Annotated in this window: 18 protein-coding genes; 16 read left to right on the forward strand and 2 right to left on the reverse strand. The window is 39.2% G+C overall.

The genetic code is table 11. From position 1 onward, the window contains the following. Positions 1-189: 189 nt before the first annotated feature. From FHY47_RS10895 to rfbD, 6 genes are all read left to right on the forward strand, one after another. The gene (locus FHY47_RS10895) at positions 190-2,868 is read left to right on the forward strand and encodes an SH3 domain-containing protein (RefSeq protein ID WP_148630588.1); all 2,679 of its coding nucleotides are present in this window, start codon (positions 190-192) and stop codon (positions 2,866-2,868) included. 302 nt (positions 2,869-3,170) lie between these two features. Next, positions 3,171-5,819: an SH3 domain-containing protein gene (locus tag FHY47_RS10900; RefSeq protein WP_148630590.1), complete on the forward strand. Its 2,649-nt coding sequence runs from the start codon at positions 3,171-3,173 to the stop codon at positions 5,817-5,819. 721 nt (positions 5,820-6,540) lie between these two features. Further along, positions 6,541-7,440, forward strand: coding sequence for a glucose-1-phosphate thymidylyltransferase RfbA (gene rfbA / locus FHY47_RS10905; RefSeq protein ID WP_148630592.1), 900 nt, complete (start codon positions 6,541-6,543; stop codon positions 7,438-7,440). Then, the gene (gene rfbC / locus FHY47_RS10910) at positions 7,437-7,997 is read left to right on the forward strand and encodes a dTDP-4-dehydrorhamnose 3,5-epimerase (RefSeq protein WP_148630594.1); all 561 of its coding nucleotides are present in this window, start codon (positions 7,437-7,439) and stop codon (positions 7,995-7,997) included. Before rfbA ends, rfbC begins: the two co-directional genes overlap by 4 nt. Next, complete coding sequence (gene rfbB / locus FHY47_RS10915) at positions 7,997-8,983, forward strand: dTDP-glucose 4,6-dehydratase (RefSeq protein ID WP_148630596.1); 987 nt, start codon at positions 7,997-7,999, stop codon at positions 8,981-8,983. The genes rfbC and rfbB overlap by 1 nt, the downstream gene beginning before the upstream one ends. Position 8,984: 1 nt before the next feature. Next, positions 8,985-9,830, forward strand: coding sequence for a dTDP-4-dehydrorhamnose reductase (gene rfbD, locus FHY47_RS10920; protein WP_148630598.1), 846 nt, complete (start codon positions 8,985-8,987; stop codon positions 9,828-9,830). A gap of 303 nt (positions 9,831-10,133) precedes the next feature. Here rfbD and FHY47_RS10925 read toward each other — a convergent pair whose 3' ends face one another. Both FHY47_RS10925 and FHY47_RS10930 read right to left on the reverse strand, forming a co-directional pair. Then, positions 10,134-13,220, reverse strand: a complete 3,087-nt coding sequence (locus FHY47_RS10925) for a S8 family serine peptidase (protein ID WP_148630600.1) — start codon at positions 13,218-13,220, stop codon at positions 10,134-10,136. Positions 13,221-13,803: 583 nt separating this feature from the next. After that, positions 13,804-14,436, reverse strand: coding sequence for a YigZ family protein (locus tag FHY47_RS10930; RefSeq protein WP_066106000.1), 633 nt, complete (start codon positions 14,434-14,436; stop codon positions 13,804-13,806). 301 nt (positions 14,437-14,737) lie between these two features. Between FHY47_RS10930 and FHY47_RS10935 the strand changes: the two genes are divergently transcribed. From FHY47_RS10935 to flgK, 10 genes are all read left to right on the forward strand, one after another. After that, entirely contained in the window at positions 14,738-15,892 is a 1,155-nt protein-coding gene (locus tag FHY47_RS10935) for a sensor histidine kinase (RefSeq protein ID WP_066106003.1), read from the forward strand. 118 nt (positions 15,893-16,010) lie between these two features. Further along, the gene (locus FHY47_RS10940) at positions 16,011-16,697 is read left to right on the forward strand and encodes a response regulator (RefSeq protein WP_066106006.1); all 687 of its coding nucleotides are present in this window, start codon (positions 16,011-16,013) and stop codon (positions 16,695-16,697) included. Between the two features lie 161 nt (positions 16,698-16,858). Continuing rightward, on the forward strand, positions 16,859-17,359 hold the full coding sequence (locus FHY47_RS10945) for a GNAT family N-acetyltransferase (protein ID WP_077248102.1): 501 nt from the start codon (positions 16,859-16,861) through the stop codon (positions 17,357-17,359). 113 nt (positions 17,360-17,472) lie between these two features. Then, on the forward strand, positions 17,473-18,321 hold the full coding sequence (locus FHY47_RS10950) for a DegV family protein (RefSeq protein ID WP_066106009.1): 849 nt from the start codon (positions 17,473-17,475) through the stop codon (positions 18,319-18,321). A 66-nt stretch (positions 18,322-18,387) separates the two neighbouring features. After that, entirely contained in the window at positions 18,388-19,770 is a 1,383-nt protein-coding gene (locus tag FHY47_RS10955; RefSeq protein WP_316246005.1) for an ATP-dependent helicase ComFA, read from the forward strand. Next, positions 19,767-20,459 (forward strand): ComFC family protein, encoded by a 693-nt coding sequence (locus tag FHY47_RS10960; protein WP_066106012.1) that lies wholly within the window; start codon positions 19,767-19,769, stop codon positions 20,457-20,459. The genes FHY47_RS10955 and FHY47_RS10960 overlap by 4 nt, the downstream gene beginning before the upstream one ends. A 64-nt stretch (positions 20,460-20,523) precedes the next feature. Then, entirely contained in the window at positions 20,524-20,937 is a 414-nt protein-coding gene (locus FHY47_RS10965; protein WP_066106015.1) for a TIGR03826 family flagellar region protein, read from the forward strand. A 223-nt stretch (positions 20,938-21,160) separates the two neighbouring features. Beyond that, the gene (flgM, locus tag FHY47_RS10970) at positions 21,161-21,424 is read left to right on the forward strand and encodes a flagellar biosynthesis anti-sigma factor FlgM (RefSeq protein ID WP_066106018.1); all 264 of its coding nucleotides are present in this window, start codon (positions 21,161-21,163) and stop codon (positions 21,422-21,424) included. Between the two features lie 60 nt (positions 21,425-21,484). Further along, on the forward strand, positions 21,485-21,979 hold the full coding sequence (locus FHY47_RS10975; protein ID WP_148630602.1) for a flagellar protein FlgN: 495 nt from the start codon (positions 21,485-21,487) through the stop codon (positions 21,977-21,979). Positions 21,980-22,000: 21 nt separating this feature from the next. After that, a complete protein-coding gene (flgK, locus tag FHY47_RS10980; RefSeq protein ID WP_148630604.1) occupies positions 22,001-23,605 on the forward strand; it encodes a flagellar hook-associated protein FlgK in 1,605 nt (534 codons plus the stop codon). Positions 23,606-23,611 lie beyond the last annotated feature (6 nt).

The raw sequence follows: 23,611 nt of genomic DNA on the forward strand, positions 1-23,611 counted from the left end.
GATGGAAATTAACTATTTAGACATAATATTTGATTGGTTAATCAGCAATTAATATATGTTTTAAAGTTGATTAAATCTGGATATTTACAAAATATTTGATAATTTTAAAACTTTATATAAAAATAAAGATATATAAAAATAGTAATTTAGTTTGGTGTCTTATTTACTAAAGAGGGAGATTTTATTGCAATGAATAACAGGTATAATCAACCACTTAAGGTTATGGCAACATCCGTTCTTCTATCTACGGGTCTAGTTTTGGGGAGCAGTCTTGAACCGACAGAAAGTTTTCTGGGAATGCAAGTGGCTCAAGCTGCTGAATCATATTATAAAACAACAGCCAATCTAAATATGAGAAAAACAGCCAGTATTAAGGGCCAAATTATCATAACCATTCCCAAAGGAAAGCAAGTCACCTATATATCTAAAAATGGAAGTTGGTATAAGGTGAAATATGGATCGAAGACAGGTTATGTCAACTCCAACTATCTGAAGATTGTACCGAGTTCGACTGCTCCGGCAACAAGTACATCCGTATATACAACGACGGCCAATTTGAATTTACGCAAAACAGCTTCAACCCGTTCGGTAATCTTAACGACCATCCCAAAGGGGAAAACAGTCTCGTATCTATCGAAGAGCGGCAGTTGGTATAAGGTGAAATATGGAACAAAAACCGGTTATGTCAGTTCGAGCTATATAAAGGTTACGAACAAAACAAGTGAATCTACGTCTGCGTCAACAACGATTAAGTCGACTAAATATAAAACAACATCCTATTTAAACATGAGGTCTAAAGCCACAACGAGCAGCAGTCGGCTCTTAACTATACCAAAGAATAAAGTTATTACAGCCACCGCAAAATCGGGCTCGTGGTATAAGGTCTCTTATAGTGGTCAGACCGGTTGGGTCAGCGGCTCGTATATAAAGGAGTACAATCAAACTACAACGACAAGTATTGCTTACTATAAGACGAATGCGACAAGCTCCCTGTATAGTGCTGCCAATACAAATAAAGCAGCTGTTTATTCGATTCCTAAGAATAATATATTTTCTTCTACCCAAAAGATCGTCAATAGTATAGGAGAAACCTGGTATCGAGTTTCTTTTAAAGGGAAAAATTATTATATTAAAGCTGGATCAGTAAGTAAGGTATCTGCAGCAAATGTTACAAGTACCTCCTATACGGCAAACCAAAATACTTACTTATATTCATTTGCTGGGGAAAAACACGGGACTTTGGTTTCTATTCCAAAGGGAGCCAAAATAATAACCAGTTATCGTATTGGAGATTGGTATAAAACAACGTATGGTGGAAAAACAGGATATATCAATATGGCTAAATTCTCAAAAGCGGTAACTTCATCAAGCGCGTCTATTACAGATACAATGTTTAAGACTACCGCCAATCTGAATTTAAGAAAGACAGCATCTACTTCCGGAGAGAAATTAGACACAATAGCTAAAAATACGATTGTCACAGCTACTGCAAAATCGGGAGATTGGTATAAAGTGAGCTACAATGGTAAAACCGGCTGGGTCAGCGGTACGTATTTGGCTGCGTATAATAGTTCAAGCAACAATACGGGCAGCAACTCGAGCGGTTCTAGTGTTACGGAAAACATATACTTGCCAATTGCTAAGTTGAATATTCGTGCCTCCGATTCGACATCATCGGCTAAAGTAGGTTCAATCCCTAAATATACTCAAGTGAAATCTACCTATAAAACTAGCAAGGGCTGGTATCGGGTAACATATGGTGGAGTAACAGGCTACGTCTCAGGAGATTACTTAATTACAAAAGCGAATTACGATAAAATGAACTCTTATGAAAATAATAAGAATTCCTATATACATATGGATTTACGTACAAAATCCTCTGTAACGGCTGCGCAAATTAATGCCTATATTGCAAAGCATGCAACATCGACTAATAGTGTTCTCTATAATAAAGGATCTGCATTTATTACAGCAGCCAATAAATATGGAGTGAATGCCCTTTATTTAGCAGCACATGCCATTCATGAAAGTAATTATGGAAAATCTACAATTGCGTTAGCAAAAAATAACTTGTTTGGTTTTGGGTCCTACGATAGTACGCCGTTTGTTGGCTCCGTCAAATTTGCTTCTATTGAAGAGAATATTGCCTTTATTGCACAGGAAATGAAAGCAACCTATTTAAATCCATCTAACTGGAAGTACAAGGGTGCAACGCTAGGTTATACAATTAAGGATGCGAATGGAAATCGAATCACTGATTTAAGTAAAGGAATGAACTTTTACTATGCGAGTGATTCCGATTGGGGAAAAAGGGTTTCTACCCATATGTCGAATATATTGGCTTATAGCAAGGAAGGGGCTGTCAGTCAACGTCCAAATACGACGGTACCAACTAAACCAAGCTATCCAAGCGGAAAGGATGTATTCCCAACAGGTACGATGGCTGTTGCCAATTCATCTCTTAGTCTAAGAAACTCAAAAAGCAGCTCAGCGACTGTGGCCGCAACGATTAAGAAGGGTGAGACCTTTAATCTACTCGAAAAATGGAATGATTACTGGTTGAAAGTTATTTATAAGGGCAAAACATATTATACAAATACGGTTAGCTTAAGCACATATAATAATTATATGACTGTAAAAAATTTAGCCCGTGTAAGTGTTGGTGGTATGAGTACATTGAATGTACGCGCATCTGCTAGTACGGCAGTGACTAAAGTGGGATCTTTATCGAACCATCAATATGTCGAGCTTGTGGTGGATTCAAGTAAAAGTCCAATCACTAATGGCGGTTGGTATAAGGTTAAGCTATCAAATGGCACAGTTGGCTGGGTATCAGGTAGTTATTTAGTAAGGGAGTTAAATAAATAGGTTTAAGAAAGAGAGGCTGTTGATCATGTCAACAGCCTCTTTTTGTTGGTCATCATTAAGAAAGTGGGCACGAATAAGATTGAAACTATTATGGGAAGAGAATGAAATGGTAGTGTGAAAAGTAAGCATTTTTACAAGAAAATTGATTAATGAATGAATTAATTCAGTGCTTACCCTTAGAAAAACGCGCTATTATTCGTAATTCTATTAATGGGGGGAATATATGCTTATAAGAGAATAAAATGTATATCTAAATAATAGTTTAGTACGGTGCGTCTTATTTACTAAAAAGGGAGAGTTCAATGAATAAAAGGTATAAACAACCAATTAGAGTTATGGCAACATCCGTTCTTCTATCTACAGGCTTGATTTTTGGGCCTGAAATTGGATTGAAGGATAGTTTTTGGGAATTAAAAGTAGAAGCAGCTGCGGAGAAATATTACAAGACAACAGCTAATTTGAACTTGCGAAAGTCTGCAAGTAAGACTGCATCAATTATTACAACGATTCCAAAAGGAAAACAAGTTACATACTTATCAAAAAGCGGCAGCTGGTATAAAGTGAAATATGGAACAAAAACGGGTTATGTCAGTTCTAGCTATTTAAAAGCCGTTTTGCCAACGAGTACATCAGTATACACAACGACAGCTAATCTGAATTTACGCAAATCAGCTTCAACCAGTGCGGCCATCATTACGACTATACCAAAAGGAAAAACAGTTTCGTATCTTTCAAAAAGCGGCAGCTGGTATAAAGTGAAATATGGAACAAAAACAGGTTATGTAAGCTCAAAATATATCAAGGTCACTAAAAAAACGAGTTCCTCTGCCACTGTTTCGATTAAGTCGACTAAATTTAAAACGACAGCAAATTTAAACATGAGGTCAAAAGCATCAACAAGTGGCACTCGACTCCTTACTATACCAAAGCATAAAATTATCACGGCTACAGCAAAATCAGGCTCATGGTATAAGGTTTCTTATAGTGGTAAAACTGGCTGGGTAAGCAGTTCGTATATAAAAGAATACAATCAAACTACGACTACAAGTACCACTTACTATAAGACGAATGCGACAAGCTCCTTGTATAGCGCTGCCAATACAAAAAAAGCTGCGGTCTATTCTATACCAAAGAATAATATATTTACATCTACTCAAAAGGTAGTTAATAGTATAGGAGAAACCTGGTATCGAGTTTCCTATAAAGGGAAGAATTATTTCATTAAATCCGGGTCTGTAAGTAAGGTGTCTGCAGCTAAGGTTACTAGTACTTCCTATACGGCAAAAGAAGCGACGTATTTATATTCCTTTGCTGGGGAGAAACATGGAACATTGGTTGCTATCCCTAAGGGAGTCAAAATAACAACCACTTATAGAATTGGGGATTGGTATAAAACAACGTATAGAGGAAAAACGGGTTATATCAACATAGCTAAATTCTCGAAAACGGTATCATCAACAGACGCGTCAATTACAGCTACAAAGTATAAGACGACGGCCAATCTGAATTTACGAAAGACAGCGTCCACTTCCGGAGAAAAAATGGACACTATTCCTGTAAATACAATCGTGACGGCCACAGCAAAATCAGGAGATTGGTATAAAGTGAGCTATAATGGTCAAACTGGTTGGGTTAGCGGCACTTATTTGGTTGCATATAGTAGTACCTCAAGCAACACTCCGAGCGGTTCTACTATTACTGAAACAACCTATTTGCCGATTGCTGATTTGAATATTCGTGCCTCCGATACGACATCGTCTACTAAAATCGGTTTAATCCCCAAATACACACAAGTAAAATCAACCTATAAAACCAGTGAGGGATGGTATCGGGTAACGTATGATGGAGTAACAGGCTATGTATCAGGAGATTACTTAATTACAAAAGCGAACTACGATAAAATGAACTCTTATGAAGCGAATAAGAATTCCTTTATACATATGGATTTGCGTACGAAGTCCTCTGTTACAGCTGCACAAATTAATACTTATATTGCGAAGAATGCAACATCGAGTAATAGTGTCCTCTATAACAAAGGCTCGGTGTTTATCACTGCCGCCAATAAATATGGCCTAAATGCCTTGTATTTAGCAGCACATGCGATTCATGAAAGTGATTTTGGAAAATCGACGATTTCTTTGGGGAAAAACAATTTATTTGGTTTTGGATCCTATGATCTAGCACCATTTGTAGGCTCTGTAAAATTTTCCTCCATTGATGAGAATATTCTCTTTATTGCACAGGAAATGAAGGCGACTTATTTAAATCCATCTAGCTGGAAGTATCAGGGGGCAACGCTTGGATATACCATTAAGGATGCCAATGGAAATCGGAGTGCAGATTTAAGTAAAGGAATGAACTTTTACTATGCCAGTGATTCCAATTGGGGAAGTAAGATTGCCAACCATATGTCCGAGATTTTAGCTTACAGTAAGGAAGGGGCAGTCAGCCAAAGTGCAAATACGACAGTACCAGCCAAGCCAAGCTATCCAATTGGCAAGGATGTATTTCCGACAGGTACAATTGCTGTTGCCAATTCTTCAATAAGTCTAAGAAATGAGACAAGCAGCTCTGCGACTGTGGCAGCAACAATTGGAAAGGGTGAAACCTTTAATCTATTGGAAAAATGGAATGATTACTGGTTGACAGTCAATTATAAAGGCAAGAAATATTATACAAATACGGTCAGCTTAAGCAAATATAATCAGTATATGACTGTTAAAAACTTAGCTCGGGTGAGTGTCAGTGGTTCGAGTACCCTGAATGTACGGGCAACAGCGAGTACTGTGGGCGCTATATTGGGATCATTGCCAAATCATCAATATGTCGAGCTTGTGGTGGATTCAAGTAAAAACCCAATTAAAAGTGGATCCTGGTATAAAGTTAAATTATCAAATGGAACACAAGGCTGGGTTTCTTCTGCTTATCTAACGATGGAATTAAATAAGTAATATCTTTAAAAGTTGTCGGAATTCTGACAACTTTTTTTGTTTACATCAGGGGGATTTTGCATTTTTTGACCATCAAATCACTTTAAACTAGGCACAAGCTCTATCAAATTAGGATCGTTCAGACTTCCCCAGTAAAAATAGGTAGATATAATCTCTTAATTTTTGTATGATTTTGTTAAATGATATTATTTCTATTTAAGGAATTAAATGTTAATAATCTAGTCTTATGGATTTAGTAAGTATTCTAGTTTGAAATGGGGGTAAACAAGTGATTTATGCAGAGATTCTGGCAGGTGGGAAAGGTACTGAATGGGTAATACCTTACTGCAGCTATACCCATTTATAATGCGGCCAGGCATTTAAATGGAATTAATCAAAGCAATAAAGTAGGTTCGTTTCGATTAAGCTATACTGTGCGCTCTTATTTTACAGAAAAATTCGACAATATATCTCTCGATGTAAAACTGCCGTCTACAGTTATGAATAAAATGGTGGAGGGGTTGGGATGATGAAAGCCAGGCAAATATAAGCGATGTTTACAATATGCGCGGCCTTCTGTGAGTTCTATTGTCGTTCATCACTATACAGAAAGTGGAGTAGAATAATTAACAATCTATCCCAGTGTAAAAGGTTGGTATGAACTACGCCCGGTGGATACGGACGGAGTAATGAATACAGAATTTGTTCAAGTGAGTGATGTTGACTATTAAGGAGGATGGAAATGAAGGGAATTATATTGGCAGGCGGAAGCGGTACCCGACTATATCCATTAACCAGTGCTATTTCTAAACAAATGCTGCCGGTTTACGATAAACCGATGATTTATTATCCTTTATCCATATTGATGCTGGCAGGTATAAAGGAAATCTTAATCATTTCAACTCCAGAAGATACATCACGTTACGCACAACTGTTAGGAGATGGTTCCAATATTGGCATAAGCCTTTCCTATGCTGTACAAGAAAAACCGGAGGGGCTAGCACAGGCTTTTATTATCGGTGAAAGCTTCATTGGCGAAGATTCTGTTGCGCTCATTTTAGGGGACAATCTATTTTATGGACAGGGATTATCCAAAATGGTACAAAAAGCGGCATCGAAGGAGTATGGAGCTACTGTATTTGGCTATCATGTACATGACCCAGAACGCTTTGGTGTAGTAGAGTTTGATAATAAGATGAAGGCTATATCCATAGAAGAAAAACCGAAGAACCCGAAGAGCAATTATGCTGTGACAGGTGTCTACTTTTATGATAATAGAGTGGTAGAATATGCGAAAAGAATTGAGCCATCTGCCAGAGGAGAATTGGAAATTACAGATTTAAACAGCATCTATCTCGAAAATGGCGAGTTGACCGTAGAAATCATGGGACGCGGTTTTGCTTGGTTGGATACAGGTACGCATGAGAGCCTGCTCGAAGCATCCACATTCATAGAAACAGTGGAAAAAAGACAACGGCTTAAGATTGCCTGCCTAGAAGAAATCGCCTATCGAATGGGCTATATTGATGCTGAGCAGGTCAGACAATTGGCTGAACCACTTTCGAAAAATGAGTATGGGCAGTATTTGATGAGGATGATCGAGCAAGATCAAATGACGCCTAAAGAAGAGGTGGAATTATGAATGTTATTGAAAGCGGATTGAAGGGTGTTAAATTAATCGAACCTGCCGTTTATGGGGACCATCGTGGTTTCTTTACGGAAAGCTATAATGAAAAGCTATTTCATGAACATGGCATCCTTGATCAGTTTATACAGGATAATCATTCCCTTTCAAAGGAAGCCGGCGTATTGAGAGGGATGCATTACCAATTGGAACCTAAGGGCCAAACCAAATTAGTACGTGTGGTAACAGGAGCAATCTATGATGTAGTGGTAGACATACGAAAAGGATCGCCAACTTTCGGGCAATGGGAAGGATTTATTCTCAGTGAATTTAATAAGCGCCAATTATTCGTTCCAAATGGGTTTGCACATGGATTTTGTACCATTACGGAAAATGTAAATGTACTTTATAAGGTGGATGAATTATATTCACCTGAACATGACCGGGGAATTGCCTGGAATGATGAGGAGCTAGCTATTAAATGGCCAGTTTCGGTTCCGATTTTATCTGATAAGGACCAAAAACATCCGATGCTTCATGGAGCTGATTATAATTTTGTTTGGGAGGATGCCTAATGAACATTTTGGTTACAGGAGGAGCGGGCTTTATTGGAAGTAATTTTGTCCGTCATCTATTAACTACCTATCCTGATTATCGAGTTATTAATTTGGATTTACTAACTTATGCGGGTAATATACATAACTTGGATGATGTGATGGAGAATCAAAATCACTATTTTGTCCAAGGGAATATCACGGACCGTGAGCTAATCAAAAGCTTAATCGAACAATATGATATCCAGGCAATTGTTAATTTTGCGGCTGAGTCACATGTGGACCGCAGTATTTTGGATCCAGGAATATTCATTGAAACGAATGTTCAGGGAACATTGGCTTTATTGGATGCAGCGAAGGAATGTCATGTACAAAGGTTTTTACAGGTATCGACGGATGAGGTCTATGGATCGCTGGGGGAAACAGGGTATTTTACGGAAGAGACACCGTTAGCACCGAACAGCCCATATTCAGCAAGTAAAGCAGGAGCAGATATGCTCGTCCGTGCTTATCATGAGACTTATGGCTTGTCGGTTACTATCACACGCTGCTCAAATAATTATGGACCTTATCATTTTCCTGAAAAATTAATTCCATTGATGATAACGAATGGAATAGATGGGGACATGTTACCGATTTACGGAAATGGAGAGAATATCCGCGATTGGCTGCATGTTACCGATCATTGTGCCGCGATAGATTTAGTGCTCCATAAGGGGAAAAGTGGAGAAGTGTATAATGTTGGCGGTCATAATGAGCGGACCAACAATGAAATCGTTCAAAAAATTGTAGAGCATCTCGGTCTCTCAAGTGATAGGATTCACTATGTAGAGGATCGGCTCGGGCATGATCTCCGTTATGCGATTGATCCCACAAAGCTCGAAACTGAGCTAGGCTGGAAGCCAAAGTATACCTTTGATACGGGGATTGTGGAAACAATTGATTGGTATGTCAATCATGAGGAATGGTGGCGTCCATTAAAGGAACGCGCCAAACTGGGTAAATAAGATGAAGATACTAATAACGGGAGCGAATGGCCAACTCGGGACTGAAGTTGTTACCCTGCTAAAGGAGGAAGGGATACACACGGTATTCCCCTTTATTAAGGAAGAGTTGGATATATCTAATGAACAGGAAGTTTCCGAGATCATATCTTCCATTCACCCGGACTGGGTTTTGCATTGTGCAGCTTATACGGATGTTGAAGCTGCGGAGGAAGAAGGCAGGGAAGCGAATTGGAGAATTAATAGAGATGGATCTGCTTATATTAGTAAAGCGGCAGCGGAGACTGGGGCTCGAGTTATTTATATAAGTACAGATTATATATTCGATGGAACAAAAGAGGCAGCCTATTTACCGTCAGATCAAACAAATCCTATTAATCAATATGGTGCGGCTAAACTTGCAGGTGAAGAGGAAATTTTAAAATACAGTCCTTCTGCCTATATCATTCGTACTTCTTGGATATTTGGAGAACATGGCCGTAATTTTGTTTATACCATGCTAAATTTAGCTAAGAAAATGGATACGATTAAGGTGGTCAATGACCAATATGGAAGGCCGACCTATGCGCATGATTTAGCGGCATTCATGGTTTATATTGTGAACCATGAAGTCGAGGCAGGTGTCTATCATTTTTCGAATGATGGAGTGGCGACATGGTTTGAGTTTGCTAAAGAAATATTAAAAGGTGAACAGGTAGAGATTTTGCCTGGGACATCTGCTGAATTGCCACAAAAGGCTGCAAGGCCAAAGCATTCTGTCCTGTCATTGGATAAAGTAAAGGATACAGGTTTTGTCATACCAACCTGGAGGGATGCACTAGAGCGTTTTATGAAGCAAAGAATTCATTGACCGCTCTGATCATAACAAACTAAAAAGCTGCGATTATCCTAATAAACGGATAGTGCGCAGCTTTTTTAGTTCTGGTGATTTATTTACTCAAGCTTTATCTATTTGTGACCAAGTATTTGCTAGAAGTCTTAAAGGAAAATGCGAGAACTATTTTCTTTGTCAGCCATTCCATTAAGAAAACTATAGAATCAACTATAAAATGAGAGTGTTGATTACATGAGCTAGGCTATAAATACCTATACTTAATTAGAGTGCGCCTAAGAAGATACGTTTTCTTAGACAGCTAATTTAAGATCCTATAAATTAATAGTTATAGTACCAACCGTTATAGGCGTACTCGTATTTATTCCCTAGTTCATCCTTATAGGATAGTACATACATTAAATCGATATAACTATTATCAGCAAAGAGATTGTCAGGTACAAGATAATTCAAGGTGTTTTGCCCTATTTGGAAGTTATATGTTTGCTGATCATAATAGCTACTAAGATTGCCGGAGTTATAATGATTATAATCATAGACAGTTAATTGCATCTCTGTATCTTTTGATAAGTTTGTTACTATATCGATGCCCGTATTATGTGTATCTACGGAATGACTTTGAATCCACTCTGGATATTCCTCATAATAATTGCTTAAGATAGAGCCGGTTACTTTTGTTTCTCTGCCCATCTCTGTTTTGGCTTTAATAACGTAATTGAGAGGTTCGTAATACCAATAATCGTTGCCATCGTCACTTACTCCATCCCACGTGAAATTCTGAATTCCCGCTTCTTGTTTTACATTTTTGCTAATAGTCTTAACTAGAGAATCATCTCCGTCATAAATTTCAACCGTGACGGTAGCAGGATCAGAGAGTTTATAGAAGACTTCAATATCTGCTTCATTATACTCTTTAGATTTATTTTGTACGTGCTTCGGATACTCAACTTTAATAACTTGGCGATCCACATTAAGATTTGCACTGTATGTTGCGCTATTTGTATACTTGTCAATTGCGTTGATTCTGTAGGTATAAACCCCATCTCCTATATACTCACCACTAGAATTGCTTCCATTCCAAGAGAAATCATAGCTGCCAGCATTCAGGCTTTTATTTGTAAGGATTGTTTTGACAAGTGCCGAGCCTTTATAAACATTGATAGACACACTGGAAGCTTTATTGAGTGTATATGGAATAGCAACACCCGTATTACCGGTGATATTCTTTGTTCCTTTGCCACTTACAAAATTAGCACGATGATCTTCGAGGTTGAAAGTTTTACTCTTAATCGTTTTTTTATTACCGATGAGATCTTTTAACTCATACTGCAAAACATAAATTCCTTCTGTAACAAATTTATTCTTACTGTCTGTTCCATTCCAACTATGTTGTATGGATGATGGATTATACAATTTGTTAGTAACCAGTGTTTTTACTTTCGAACCCTTGCTATTCAAAACAGAAACAGTCATATATAGTTTTTCTTTGGATTTAAAGGTTGCATTCTGTTTATTCTTCTCTGTTGCTTTAAATTTGGTAGCCATATTGTTTAGAGTACCATTTATAGTCGTATCTACTGTGATACTTGATTTTACTGTTTTTCCTTTGACCTTCGTAAGAGAGACAGTTTCGAATGACAATTTATAACTGCCATCCTTCACTAGCTTGTTACTGGAGTTTTTCCCGTTCCAAGTAATTGATTGTTTACCACCTTTGATGGTCTTACTCTTCATAATTGTTCTAACTGTTTTCCCTGTACTATCCAAGACCTTTACAGTTACTTTTGAATCTTTGTTAAGTACATAAGGAACTTTTATTGATGGAGTGACCTTGTGTGAAAAATTGGCAGCCTTACTGGTGACTGTCGGGGCTATATTGTCCTTAACTGTCACGGTTTTGGTTTTATAAATGTTTTTGCTGCCTCTAGTCATTCTTGCAACAAGCGTATATTTTCCTGACTTGGCATAGCTATATGATCCTGTCTTTCCGTCCCATGATGTGGAAATTTTCCCCCAACTCCACGGTTTATTGGAGACTAAACTTCTAACCAATTTTCCTTTGGAATCCTTTACATAGATTGATAGTTTTGACGAGCCATATGCGCTTAAAGAGATGTTATGTTTATTTTTCCCTGTAGCAGTGAATTTTGTACTCGCGGTTATCGCTGATAACTGCCCAGGTGTATTTGACATTGCTTTGCTCGCATCAATTCGACCATATCCATATAAAGAATCCCAGCCTTTTTTCCCAAGGTCTTTGACAGATTTATTCATAATAATTTCTATTTGGTCTGGTGATAACCAAGGATTTTTAGAAAGCATTAGAGCAGCTACTCCACTTACTAAAGGAGCCGCCATTGATGTTCCATCCATATATTCATAAGAACTGCCGTTGACGGTAGAATAGATATCTTCACCAGGAGCTGAATAATTTATGTAGTTTCCAAAATTAGAAAAGTATGAATCGCTGTCTTTCTTATTAGTGGAACTAACTGCCAACACATGATTTAAAGCAGCTGGATAAGAAGTGTAGGAGGTGCTGTCATTACCTGCAGCTGCAATAATAATAGCGCCCTTCGAATGCGCATATGCCACTGCACTGTCTACATATGAACTGTAAGAATAACTTCCAAAGCTTAAATTCAATACTCTTGCACCATTATTGACTGCATATATAATTCCATCACCAATACTATAAGCGTCTGCATATTGCCCATTGAAAACTTGAACAGGCATGATTTTAACCTTTGGAGCTACACCTGATATACCGATTGTGTTCTGAGTAGCTGCAACGATACCAGCTACATGGGTACCATGAGCTGCCGATGTTATCGTCGAGTTGTTGCGTACAATATTTTTTTGCTTAGTAATTTTCCCTTTTAGATCTGGATGATTTGTCTGCATTCCATTATCGATAACAGCAACTATGATCGAAGAGGATCCTTTTGATTTATCCCATGCTTTTGGCATATTGATTTTTGGTAAATGCCATTGTTTTTTATAATGTTTATCTTTTGGGGTATAAGCCGTTTTGTATAATATATTTGGTTCAACCAATTGAACGGATTTGTGCTTAGAGAGCCTTTTGGCAATAGAAGATAGGTCAGTATTTTTTACTACAGAGACTAAAGAATAATTTCCTGTTTCAGAAAAGGATAGCTCACTACCTTTAATGCTGTTGATGATTTGCTTTCGCTGACCCTTAGAAAGGACAGATTTAAACTTAACAATCAACTCTTGCTCTGTGTATTCTTTCTCATCCGCAGTACTGAATAATTTTATACCGCCTTTTTGAGCATTGTTCTGTTTTTGTAATGTTTCCGCAGCGTTTACATTGGCAGTGGAAACCATGAAACAAAACAAAAATACAATAAAGGCACTAATTCCTTTAATTAATGAATTCCTCATTCAATATCCCCCTAGTTTAAATGCATTAATTACAATAATCCCCTATTTATTATATCGGATAAATATGGTAATATTTAACTATTTTAATAGTTATACTTTCGATCTTTTTAATAGACTTTAATATGGATTCTTTTCTATAAAAATTGTTTTTAGTGGCTAATTGTCGAGTTAATAAAAAGTGTGGGTTGTATTTTGGCTTAGTTATTTTGCATTAGGTTGCTATGGTTAAAGTTAGCGGGGAAGTTGGCCTAAATTTTAATAGAATTGAAAATTATTTCATGGCGTATACAGTTTGAAGAATCTGTGCTGAAGATGTTGTGGATTTCCTGAGTTAAAACAGGAGTGGATATTTTTTTCACGTGTGCCTCTGCCGATAAGGAGGTTGCCAATAGACAGACAACGAGTACCGTGAGGCTGAATAGAACCTGGTATACTCTTTTCATAAATAACCCCTTCTTTGTCCAATATCGTATTGATTCATTTTACCTAATTGCAACTATAATTCTTGTTGTATTTTGTCGATAAAACTAAACTTTTTTCCTAAGATTTTAGACAAAGAAGGGGGAATTGAGTTCTTTTAGAATTAGAGGTCATGCTCGAGGTATAGCATTTCGCCTTCTTCTATGGATGCCTGTCCATTTGATAAATCCGTCATCCAGTCTATGAAGGCTTCCTTTGCGTCTTCCTCTGCGTAGGATTCAATCATGACTCGGTCCAGATAATGAATTTCTTTAATGGAATAGTGCGAATTTCGAAGTTCATTTTCAATTTTCCCGAGAAGTGTATAATCGAACGTGGACTTCATGATGCGCATTAATCTTCTTTCCACCACACCAGTTGCGTTAATTCCTTCAGAAGCTGCTCCGCCGTATGCGCGGATTAATCCGCCAGCCCCAAGTTTAATTCCTCCGAAATAGCGTGTCACAACCACCGCAGTGTCCTTCAAGCCCTTTTTCTTAATGACTTCGAGAATAGGGACACCGGCTGTGCCGCTAGGTTCACCATCATCATTGGCTTTTTGGATGAGGTCATTTTCACCGATCATATAGGCTGAACAATTATGGGTCGCATCCCAGTGCTTTTTCTTGATTGATTGAATAAATTGTATGGCTTCTTCCTCTGATTCCACGCGATTCACATAGGCAATAAAGCGTGACTTTTGGATGATTTGTTCAGATTCGCCATATCCCTTTACTGTTTTATATGAATTCAGCATTTAAACTGCCGCCTTTCTCTTTATATCCCTTCTAGTATACTTTATTATTCGGTTCGTACGACATCTTTATTACAGAAGAGTAATATGCTGTGATGGAGATGTGAAATAGTAAAAAGTAAAAAAAATACTGGTAATCGTGCTATAATTTAACTATTATGTAGTATTTCACTGGTATATTAACTTATTTACCCAATAATTTCTAAAAACACCCACAAAGGAAATTCGTGAAGACCGAACTATTTTATATGAATTGGTACAGAAGAAGCGGAGGATTCTTTTGCGTCAAACAGGAGGTAAGATTATGCGGGTACCTAAGCTGGATGGAAAGGCACTCGATAACATCCTTAATCATATGATCAGTACCGTGGACAATAGTAAGGGAGAAATATATGAAATAGGGGAACACTGTCAGCATGAATTTGCTCAACTTTCTTCTGAATTAGAATCTGTTAAAACAATGGTGCTGAAGGTCATTGCTGATGGGGATGAGCTTGATCAAAAGGCGCGTGAATCCCGTAAATGCTTATCAGATGTTTCCTCCCGTTTCAAGGAATTTACGGAGGTACAAGTGAGGGCAGCCTATGAACAGGCACATACGTATCAGGTTGACCTGACCATGAACAGAGAGCTGGAAAAACAGCTCCGTAAACGTCGAGATGACCTTGAAAGAAGGCTCATTAATCTAAAGGAAACTATTGATAGAGCTGAGAATCTCGTTTCGCAAATCACGGTTGTTCTGCATTATTTAACAAGTGACCTGCAGGACGTGTCTGAGGTTCTCGATATGTATAAACAGAAACAGGACTTTGGCTTTAAAATCATTGAGGCCCAGGAAGCCGAGCGCAAAAAGCTTTCTCGTGAAATTCATGACGGTCCTGCACAAATGCTTGCCAATGTGATGGTCCGTTCAGATTTAACGGAGCGGATATTCAGGGAACGCGGTCCTGAGGAAGCGTTGCTGGAAATAAAATCTCTGAAGCAGATGGTTCGGAGTGCGCTGGCTGAGGTTAGGCGAATTATCTATGACCTGCGGCCTATGGCCTTGGATGATCTTGGGCTTATCCCGACTCTGCGTAAGTATTTGCAAACCATTGGTGAATACAATTCAGAGATTGATTTTAAATTTCAGATTTATGGACAGGAAAAAAGACTTGAGCCGAATTATGAAGTTGCGTTATTCAGGCTTGCCCAGGAAGCAGTCCAAAATGCAATCAAACATGCGAATGCCAGCCTGATTCAGGTTAAACTGGAACTTTTGAATGATAAAGGGACATTGACTGTACGGGATAATGGCCGTGGATTTGAGCCGCATAAACAAAAGGAAGGTTCCTTTGGAATCATGGGAATGAATGAGCGTGTTGAGACACTTGAAGGAGAAATGACCATTCAATCAAGTGTGGGTGGAGGTACGCTTGTCTATATTCAGATTCCATTAAAGGCATCAATAATTGTGTAATTTTTTTATAAAATAGTTTTTTAGTTATATTTATTGTAAATGTTTGGAGTTTACTAGTAGTCAAGAATATAATTAGGATAATGACTACTTACTGTAAAAAGATGGGGGATGAGAGATAATGACAACTACAATTGCAATCATAGATGATCATCAATTATTTCGCGAAGGGGTTAAACGGATTCTCGATTTCGAATCTTCTTTCTCGGTAATCGCTGAGGGGGACGATGGCAGCGAGGCGATTTCAATTGTTGATACATATCATCCGGATGTTATCATCATGGATATCAATATGCCAAACGTCAACGGGGTTGAGGCAACAGGCCAGTTGATTGAGAAATTTCCGGATTCCAGAGTAATTATGCTTTCAATTCATGACGATGAAAACTACGTAACCCATGCTTTAAAAACAGGTGCCCGCGGCTATTTATTAAAGGAAATGGATGCGGATGCCTTGATTGACGCTGTTAAAGTCGTTGCAGATGGTGGTTCCTACCTGCATCCGAAGGTTACTCATAATCTAGTACGTGATTACAGAAGATTGGCAACGGATGAAGCAGCAAATGGCGATAATGTCATGAATGTCGAGATTCGCCGTCCATTGCATTTGCTGACAAGACGTGAGTGCGAGGTCCTTCAATTATTGGCTGATGGCAAAAGTAATAGAGGAATCGGTGAGACTTTATTTATCAGCGAGAAGACCGTTAAAAATCATGTAAGTAATATCCTTCAAAAGATGAATGTAAATGATCGTACTCAGGCGGTTGTATATGCGATTAAAAACGGCTGGGTTGAAGTTAGATTATAATAGATGATAGATTTAAGCGCCGACCAATTGGTTGGTGCTTTTTTAATCGGGATGGATTCTGTCAAACTGTCAGTTTATATATAATTTTTTCAATAGTGTATATACATTTTTCATATTTTGTTAAAGTTTTTAATAAAGATTAGGGTAGGAGAGGAGATATTGTGAATCAACCGTATACAATTAGAGATGCTAAAGAGAAAGATTTAGCACGCATCGTTGAAATTTATAATTCTACTATTCAGAGCAGAATGGTGACAGCTGACACGGAAATGGTGGATGTAGGAAGTCGCTTGGAGTGGTTTTTGAATCATACCTCTGAGAAAAGGCCTTTATGGGTTATGGAAAATGATGGTATGATTATAGGGTGGCTCAGTTTTCAGGATTTCTATGGACGACCTGCTTATCAAGCTACTGCTGAAATCAGTATCTATATTGACCCGGCTTATCGAAAAAAAGGAATAGGAGCAAAATTTTTAGACTATGCAATTAAGAATGCTCCCATCCTCAGGATTCATACATTGCTGGGATTTATTTTTGCCCATAATGAGCCAAGCATACGTCTATTTAAGCAATTTGGATTTGAAGAATGGGCTCATTTGCCTAGTGTAGCAGAATTAGATGGAGTGCAAAGAGATTTGCTGATTTTGGGTAAAAAAATATAGATTGAAAAGTTTAAAAATTACCATTTTAACCAATGTAATGCAAACAGACTGATTATGATTTAAAATGGAGAAGATAATAAGGAAAATCTCAATAATAAGGATGGTTTTCAATAATGAGAACTGCAATAGTTACAGATAGTACAGCTTATATACCAAAAGACCTGCGAACGCAATATGATATACATATGATTCCGCTAAGTGTAGTGTTTGGAGATGAAGTGTATCAGGAGGAGAATGAAATAACTGCTTCTGACTTTTATGAAATGGTCGAGCGTTTGGATATGCTTCCAACGACCTCACAGCCAGCAACCGGAAAATTCGTTGAAAAATATGAAGAGCTTGCGAAGGACTATGATGCTGTGATCAGTATCCATTTATCGAGTGGAATTAGCGGTACCTATCAAGGTGCTATTACAGCTGGAGAAATGGTAGATGACATTAAGGTTTATGCTTTTGACTCCGAGATCACTTGCATGATTCAGGGATTATTTGTACTCGAAGCAGCCAAAATGGCGAAGGAAGGCAAACATCCTGATGAAATCATCGCACGCTTGCATGAACTCCGCGAATCATCTAATGCTTACTTCATGGTAGACGATCTATCCAACCTGCAAAGGGGCGGCCGCTTAAATGGCGCTGCAGCTCTAATTGGCAGCTTGCTTCAAGTGAAGCCAATCCTGCATTTTGAAAACAAAGTGATTGTCCCTTTTGAAAAAATCCGTACGAAGAAAAAGGCATTAAAACGTATAGTCGAGCTTTTTGAGCAGGAATATAAAAAAGGTGAGCCTCTTCAGGCTGTTTTAATCCATGGCAATATTGAAGAGGAAGCGACTGAAATGTTAAATGAGCTAAAAGAGAAATTCCCTGAAGCGGAATTTAGACTAAGCTATTTTGGCGCAGTTATTAGTACTCACTTAGGCCAGGGAGCAACGGGACTTGGCTGGACAAAACGATATAATTAACTAGTAATATGGGGCTTGGCTGTTTGGCCGCCCCTTTTTATTTAAAAGGAGGTTTTCAATTTGAACGTGAAAGCATCCAGACACTCAACAGGATCCTCACCTATATCTCTGCAACAGCTCCTCATTGGTAAAGAACTCCTCATAACTGAAATTCCAAATGAATTAAAGGAACAATTGGATTTAAATGAACAAATTTATTCTGTGAGAGGGATTGAGAATGGTATATGCAGACGCTGCGGCAATACGGATTCCCGTTTGTTTGCAACATTCCCCCACAGTGCGTGTGGTGAAAACTGTCTGTATTGCCGCCATTGTATTATGATGGGCCGAATCAGCTCCTGCTCTACTCTTTTTGGATGGAAGGGGGAAATGCCTCGCTGGAGTCCTGAGTTAGCCCGGCTTCGTTGGGATGGTTCACTTTCCTTCTCCCAAAAGGAGGCTTCAGAAAAAATCATGGAAGCTGTCCGAAATCAAATGGATTTACTCATTTGGGCAGTATGCGGAGCCGGGAAGACAGAGATGATCTTTGCCGGTATAGAAGAAGCTCTTTTCTCAGGCAAACGGGTTTGCCTGGCGACTCCTCGTACAGATGTTATCCTTGAGCTTGCTCCAAGGCTGCGCAGCGTATTTCCAGATATTCCAATCGTAGCCCTATATGGTGACAGTCAAGAAAAACAGCTTTTTGCTCCATTTGTCTTATCGACCACTCACCAGCTAATGCGTTATGCCGATGCCTTCGAAGTGATGATTATTGATGAAGTAGATGCGTTCCCTTATTCCTTTGATCCTCATCTCCAATATGCGGTTCAAAAGGCGTGTAAGAAAGATGCTGCTGTTATTTATTTGACGGCAACGCCTTCAAAACAGTGGCAGCTCGAATTTCAACAGGGTATAAGAAATGGAATTCTCCTCCCTGCCCGTTTTCACAGACACCCTATTCCTGTCCCCACTATGAAATGGGTTGGAAACTGGCAATCATCCATTCAGAAAAATAAACTCCCCAATCCTCTCTTGTATTGGCTCAAAACTGCTATCGAATGTAAGAACCCCTTTCTTATTTTTTTCCCGAATATCGCATTAATGGAAAAAGCCCTTCCTCTCTTTCAAGGCTATGCTCCTGAAATTCTTTCTGTCCATGCAGAGGATTCGGAACGTAAAGATAAAATAATGAAGCTGCGCAGAGGTGAGATTCAGGGCTTACTGACAACCACGATATTGGAAAGAGGCGTTACGATTCCTAAATTGAATGTAGCGGTGATTGGGGCTGAGGATGAAATCTTTACCGAGTCAGCACTCGTCCAAATTGCAGGACGGATTGGAAGAAGTAAGGACCATCCTCGCGGTGATTGTGTATATTTTCATTATGGAAAAACTAATGCCATGCTTGATGCGATTCAGCAAATCAACCAAATGAATAGAGAAGCTGTCAAAAGGGGGCTGCTGGATTGAAGATTTTCCAATCATCACTTTGTCTATATTGTCACAGCCCTATTCGTGAGAGTGCAGGCTGGGCGAATATCTTCTTTTTAGAGGAGGCTGATTTGCTCTGTCTGGCCTGTCGCTCCAGGCTTATTTCGATTCAGGGGAATACGTGTGTGATTTGCTGTAAACCGCTTCAGACGGGAGACAAATGTCCGGATTGTGAAGAATGGCTGGTGGATCCCATGTTTGGTCAAGCACTTGATTATAATGTCTCCTTATATACCTATAATCCGTTTATGAAGGATGTGATTGCCCGATTTAAATATCGGGGTGATTATGAATTGGCACGTATATTTGCTGCCGAACTGCGTAAAAAAGCGCCGAAGGCTCATTTTGTCATTCCGATTCCGCTGAGTGACGAGCGCCTGAACGAGCGTGGGTTTAATCAGGCTGAAGCAATCGGTATGATGGCTGGAATGGTCTTGGAAAATGGGTTAGTTCGTGTACATGGTGAAAAACAGTCTAAGAAGAGTCGGTATGATCGTATCCACACTGAACAGGTCTTTCGTATCCATCCTAAAGCCTCAGATTTTCAGGACAAAACGATTCTTATACTGGATGATATTTATACGACAGGCACCACCTTGAGGCATGCTGGTGCGCTTTTAAAGGAGGCGGGGGCAAAAAGGATCATTTCTTTGACGATTGCACGATAATCTTTATCTTTGAAGAGAATATCCGATAAGTAATCTAAGAGCATTTCCTGAGGAGGTAAAGAATATGAATGAATTGACCAACTGTCCGACTTGCCAGGCTCTATTCGTGAAAAATCAATTCAGAGATGTATGTGAGAGCTGCTATAAAAAAGAAGAGGCCATTTATAATGATGTATACCATTATATCCGTAAGCGAGAGAACCGCACGGCAACGATTGTTCAGGTGGTGAAGGCAACTAGTGTAGATGAATCTTTATTAATGAGATTTATCAGGAGTGGAAAGCTGCGTATTACATCCAACCCTAATTTGGGCTATGCCTGTGAGCATTGCGGTTCCCTCATTCGCGAGGGCCGCTTTTGTGCAGACTGCAGGGATGATCTTCAGGCAGACCTTGTGAGGCATGAACGGGATGAGGTACTCTATAAAGAGATAGAGGAACGTGAGCGCCAAATGACCTATTACCGAAAAACGCACTAAAAATAAGCATTTAGACCTGTTAAGTCCTTTTTGAATATTGCTTTTTTGTATGTCATAATTTTCATCACAGACAGTAAACAAATTACCCTTGATGTCGATACTAACAGTAGATAAGCAAGAAGGTCTTCTTGATGATCTGCCTGAGACATAATATGACTCAGATTAAAAGATCAACATAGACCTTGGAAGCTAGTGTGACGGAAGGGAAAGTGAGGAACGCGAAATGAAAATTAATCATCTTAATCAATATGGCGTAAATCCGTACCAAAAGGCAGTTAATAAAGCCGATACCTCCATGAAGCCTTCTCAGCTTGCCGATAAAGTGGAAATTTCCAGTAAAGCGAAAGAATTGCAACAGCTATCGAGTGTAGAGGTTGAGCGTCAGGCTAAAATAGACGAAATTAAAAAGCAGATAGAGAACGGCACCTATCAAGTGAATGTCAATGAAACAGCAAAAGGCGTATTGGATTTTTACTCAAAAAACTAAACCTGAAGCCAGTATAAGGTTTGTACTGGCTTTCTTTTTTTATATGGGGTGAACTAATTAATGTCAGCTCAATCTATCATTCAAACCCTTCAGCAGCTGGTCGATCTGCACAGAGAATTGAACAAAATGGCTCAGGAAAAAACAGAGGCCATTAAAGCAGAAGAGTTAAAGTCGTTAAGCAGTCTGCTTGTTCAGGAGAGGAAGCTAGTCGTTGCGATTGAACGGCTTGAGAATGTGCGGCAGAGTGATGTATATGCCTTTCTTAGAGAAAAGGGCGTGCAGAATGGAACCGCACTCTTATCAGAATGTATTCAATATGCTTCGGAAAACGTGCGAACAGAACTTACCAGCCTGGGCGCTGAATTGCGAGAAGAGATTATCAGTTTAAAAGAGCGGAATGAATTAAATCAGCAGTTAATCTATCAATCTCTTCAATTTGTGAATCTGAATTTAAATCTTATGTTACCAGAGAATGAGAGCTATACATACGACAGGCCACAGGATCCAGAGGGTGCAAGAAAACCAAGTAAATCGCTATTTGATTCGAAGGCCTAAAAAGAAACAGGGGGAGCATTTATGACATCAACCTTTCATGGGTTAGAAACAGCCAGGCGCGGACTGACGACTCAGCAGGCAGCTTTATATGTAGTGGGCCAAAACGTTGCCAATGCCAATACACTCGGATATTCACGCCAACGGGTTAACATGGCAGCGGAAACGGCTTACCCAAACCCGGGTATGAACCGCGAACAAATTCCTGGTCAAATGGGTACCGGTGTTAAAGCGGGCTCCATTCAGCGGGTTCGTGAAAGCTTTTTGGATGTTCAATATAGAAGCGAAAGCACGAAGCTAGGATATTGGACGGGGAGAGCGGAAGGGTTAAGCAAAATAGAGGATGTCATGGACGAGCTTAAGGGAACAGGGCTTAGTGATTCCATTGATTCATTTTGGCAATCCATACAGGACTTGGCCACCAATTCTGTCAACTCAGGTGGTAAAGCTGTTGTACGTGAGCGAGGAATTGCACTGGCTGATACGTTTACCTACCTGAACAGCTCCCTAAATATGGTCCGCTCCGATTTGAAGAATGAATTGAATGTGACGGTTGAAAAGGCCAATAGCATGCTGGGAAGCATCGACCAGCTTAATAAACAAATTGCAGCGATTGAACCGCATGGCTATTTGCCGAATGATTTATACGATTCCCGTGATTTGTTGATTGATGAACTATCCTCCATGATGAATATAAAGGTCGATTATGTGAAAAACGGCGGTAATTCACAGGCGCAGGCAATGGGATCGGCTGTAATAAAGCTAAATAACGGCACGGCTGAACCGTTGACTTTGGTTGATTCTACTACAGTTAATCCTATTGCTTTAATGTTTAATGGGGAGGATGGTGCGGTGGATACCATTTCAATTGGTGGGAATGCAGTACCTACTGCTACCTTTATCTCTGAGGGCATGCTGCTGTCCCTTTTGCAAACATACGGATATACAAATACAGAAGGAAAACTGGCAGGGGATTTGCCGGATATGATTAAAGAACTTGATCATATGGCTTATACCTTTGCGACAGAGTTTAATAAGATTCATAAGGATGGTCTAAGTGCGAAGGAGCTTGCAGCCTGGAAAACAGCTCTCGAGAGTGATCCAGCTGCGAAGATAGAAGATTTTAATGAAGATATTCTGTTTTTTACTGATGAGTATAATGCTGATCCTCAGAACGTCAAGGGCTTTGCCAGCCGCATTCGAATATCCGATGAAATAAAAGAAAGCTACGATTATATTGCTAATGCGTCCGTTGCTACTCCTAATGATGGTGATGCAAGCAATCTATTGAAGCTTGCGGATGTCTTTTATGAAAAGTTCAATTATAAGGATGCATTAGCTGACTCTTCTCCAGCTGCTGAAAAAGAAAGTTTAGGCGCTTACCTGCAAAGTGTTATCGGAACATTGGCGGTTAAAACGGAACAGGCTGACCGATTATCTGTGAACAGTGCGACTTTGCTGCAAAATGTCAGCGACCGACGTTCTTCCGTCAGTGCAGTTTCATTGGATGAAGAAATGACCAATATGGTTCAATTTCAGCAGGCATATAATGCATCCGCACGAATGATTACAATGATTGATGAATGTCTCGATAAAATAATCAACGGCCTTGGGGTCGGTGGCAGGTAGGTGAAT

This window comes from Bacillus sp. E214 (genome assembly GCF_008087365.1).
In the GTDB taxonomy this organism is placed as follows: Bacteria; Bacillota; Bacilli; order Bacillales; family Pradoshiaceae; genus Pradoshia.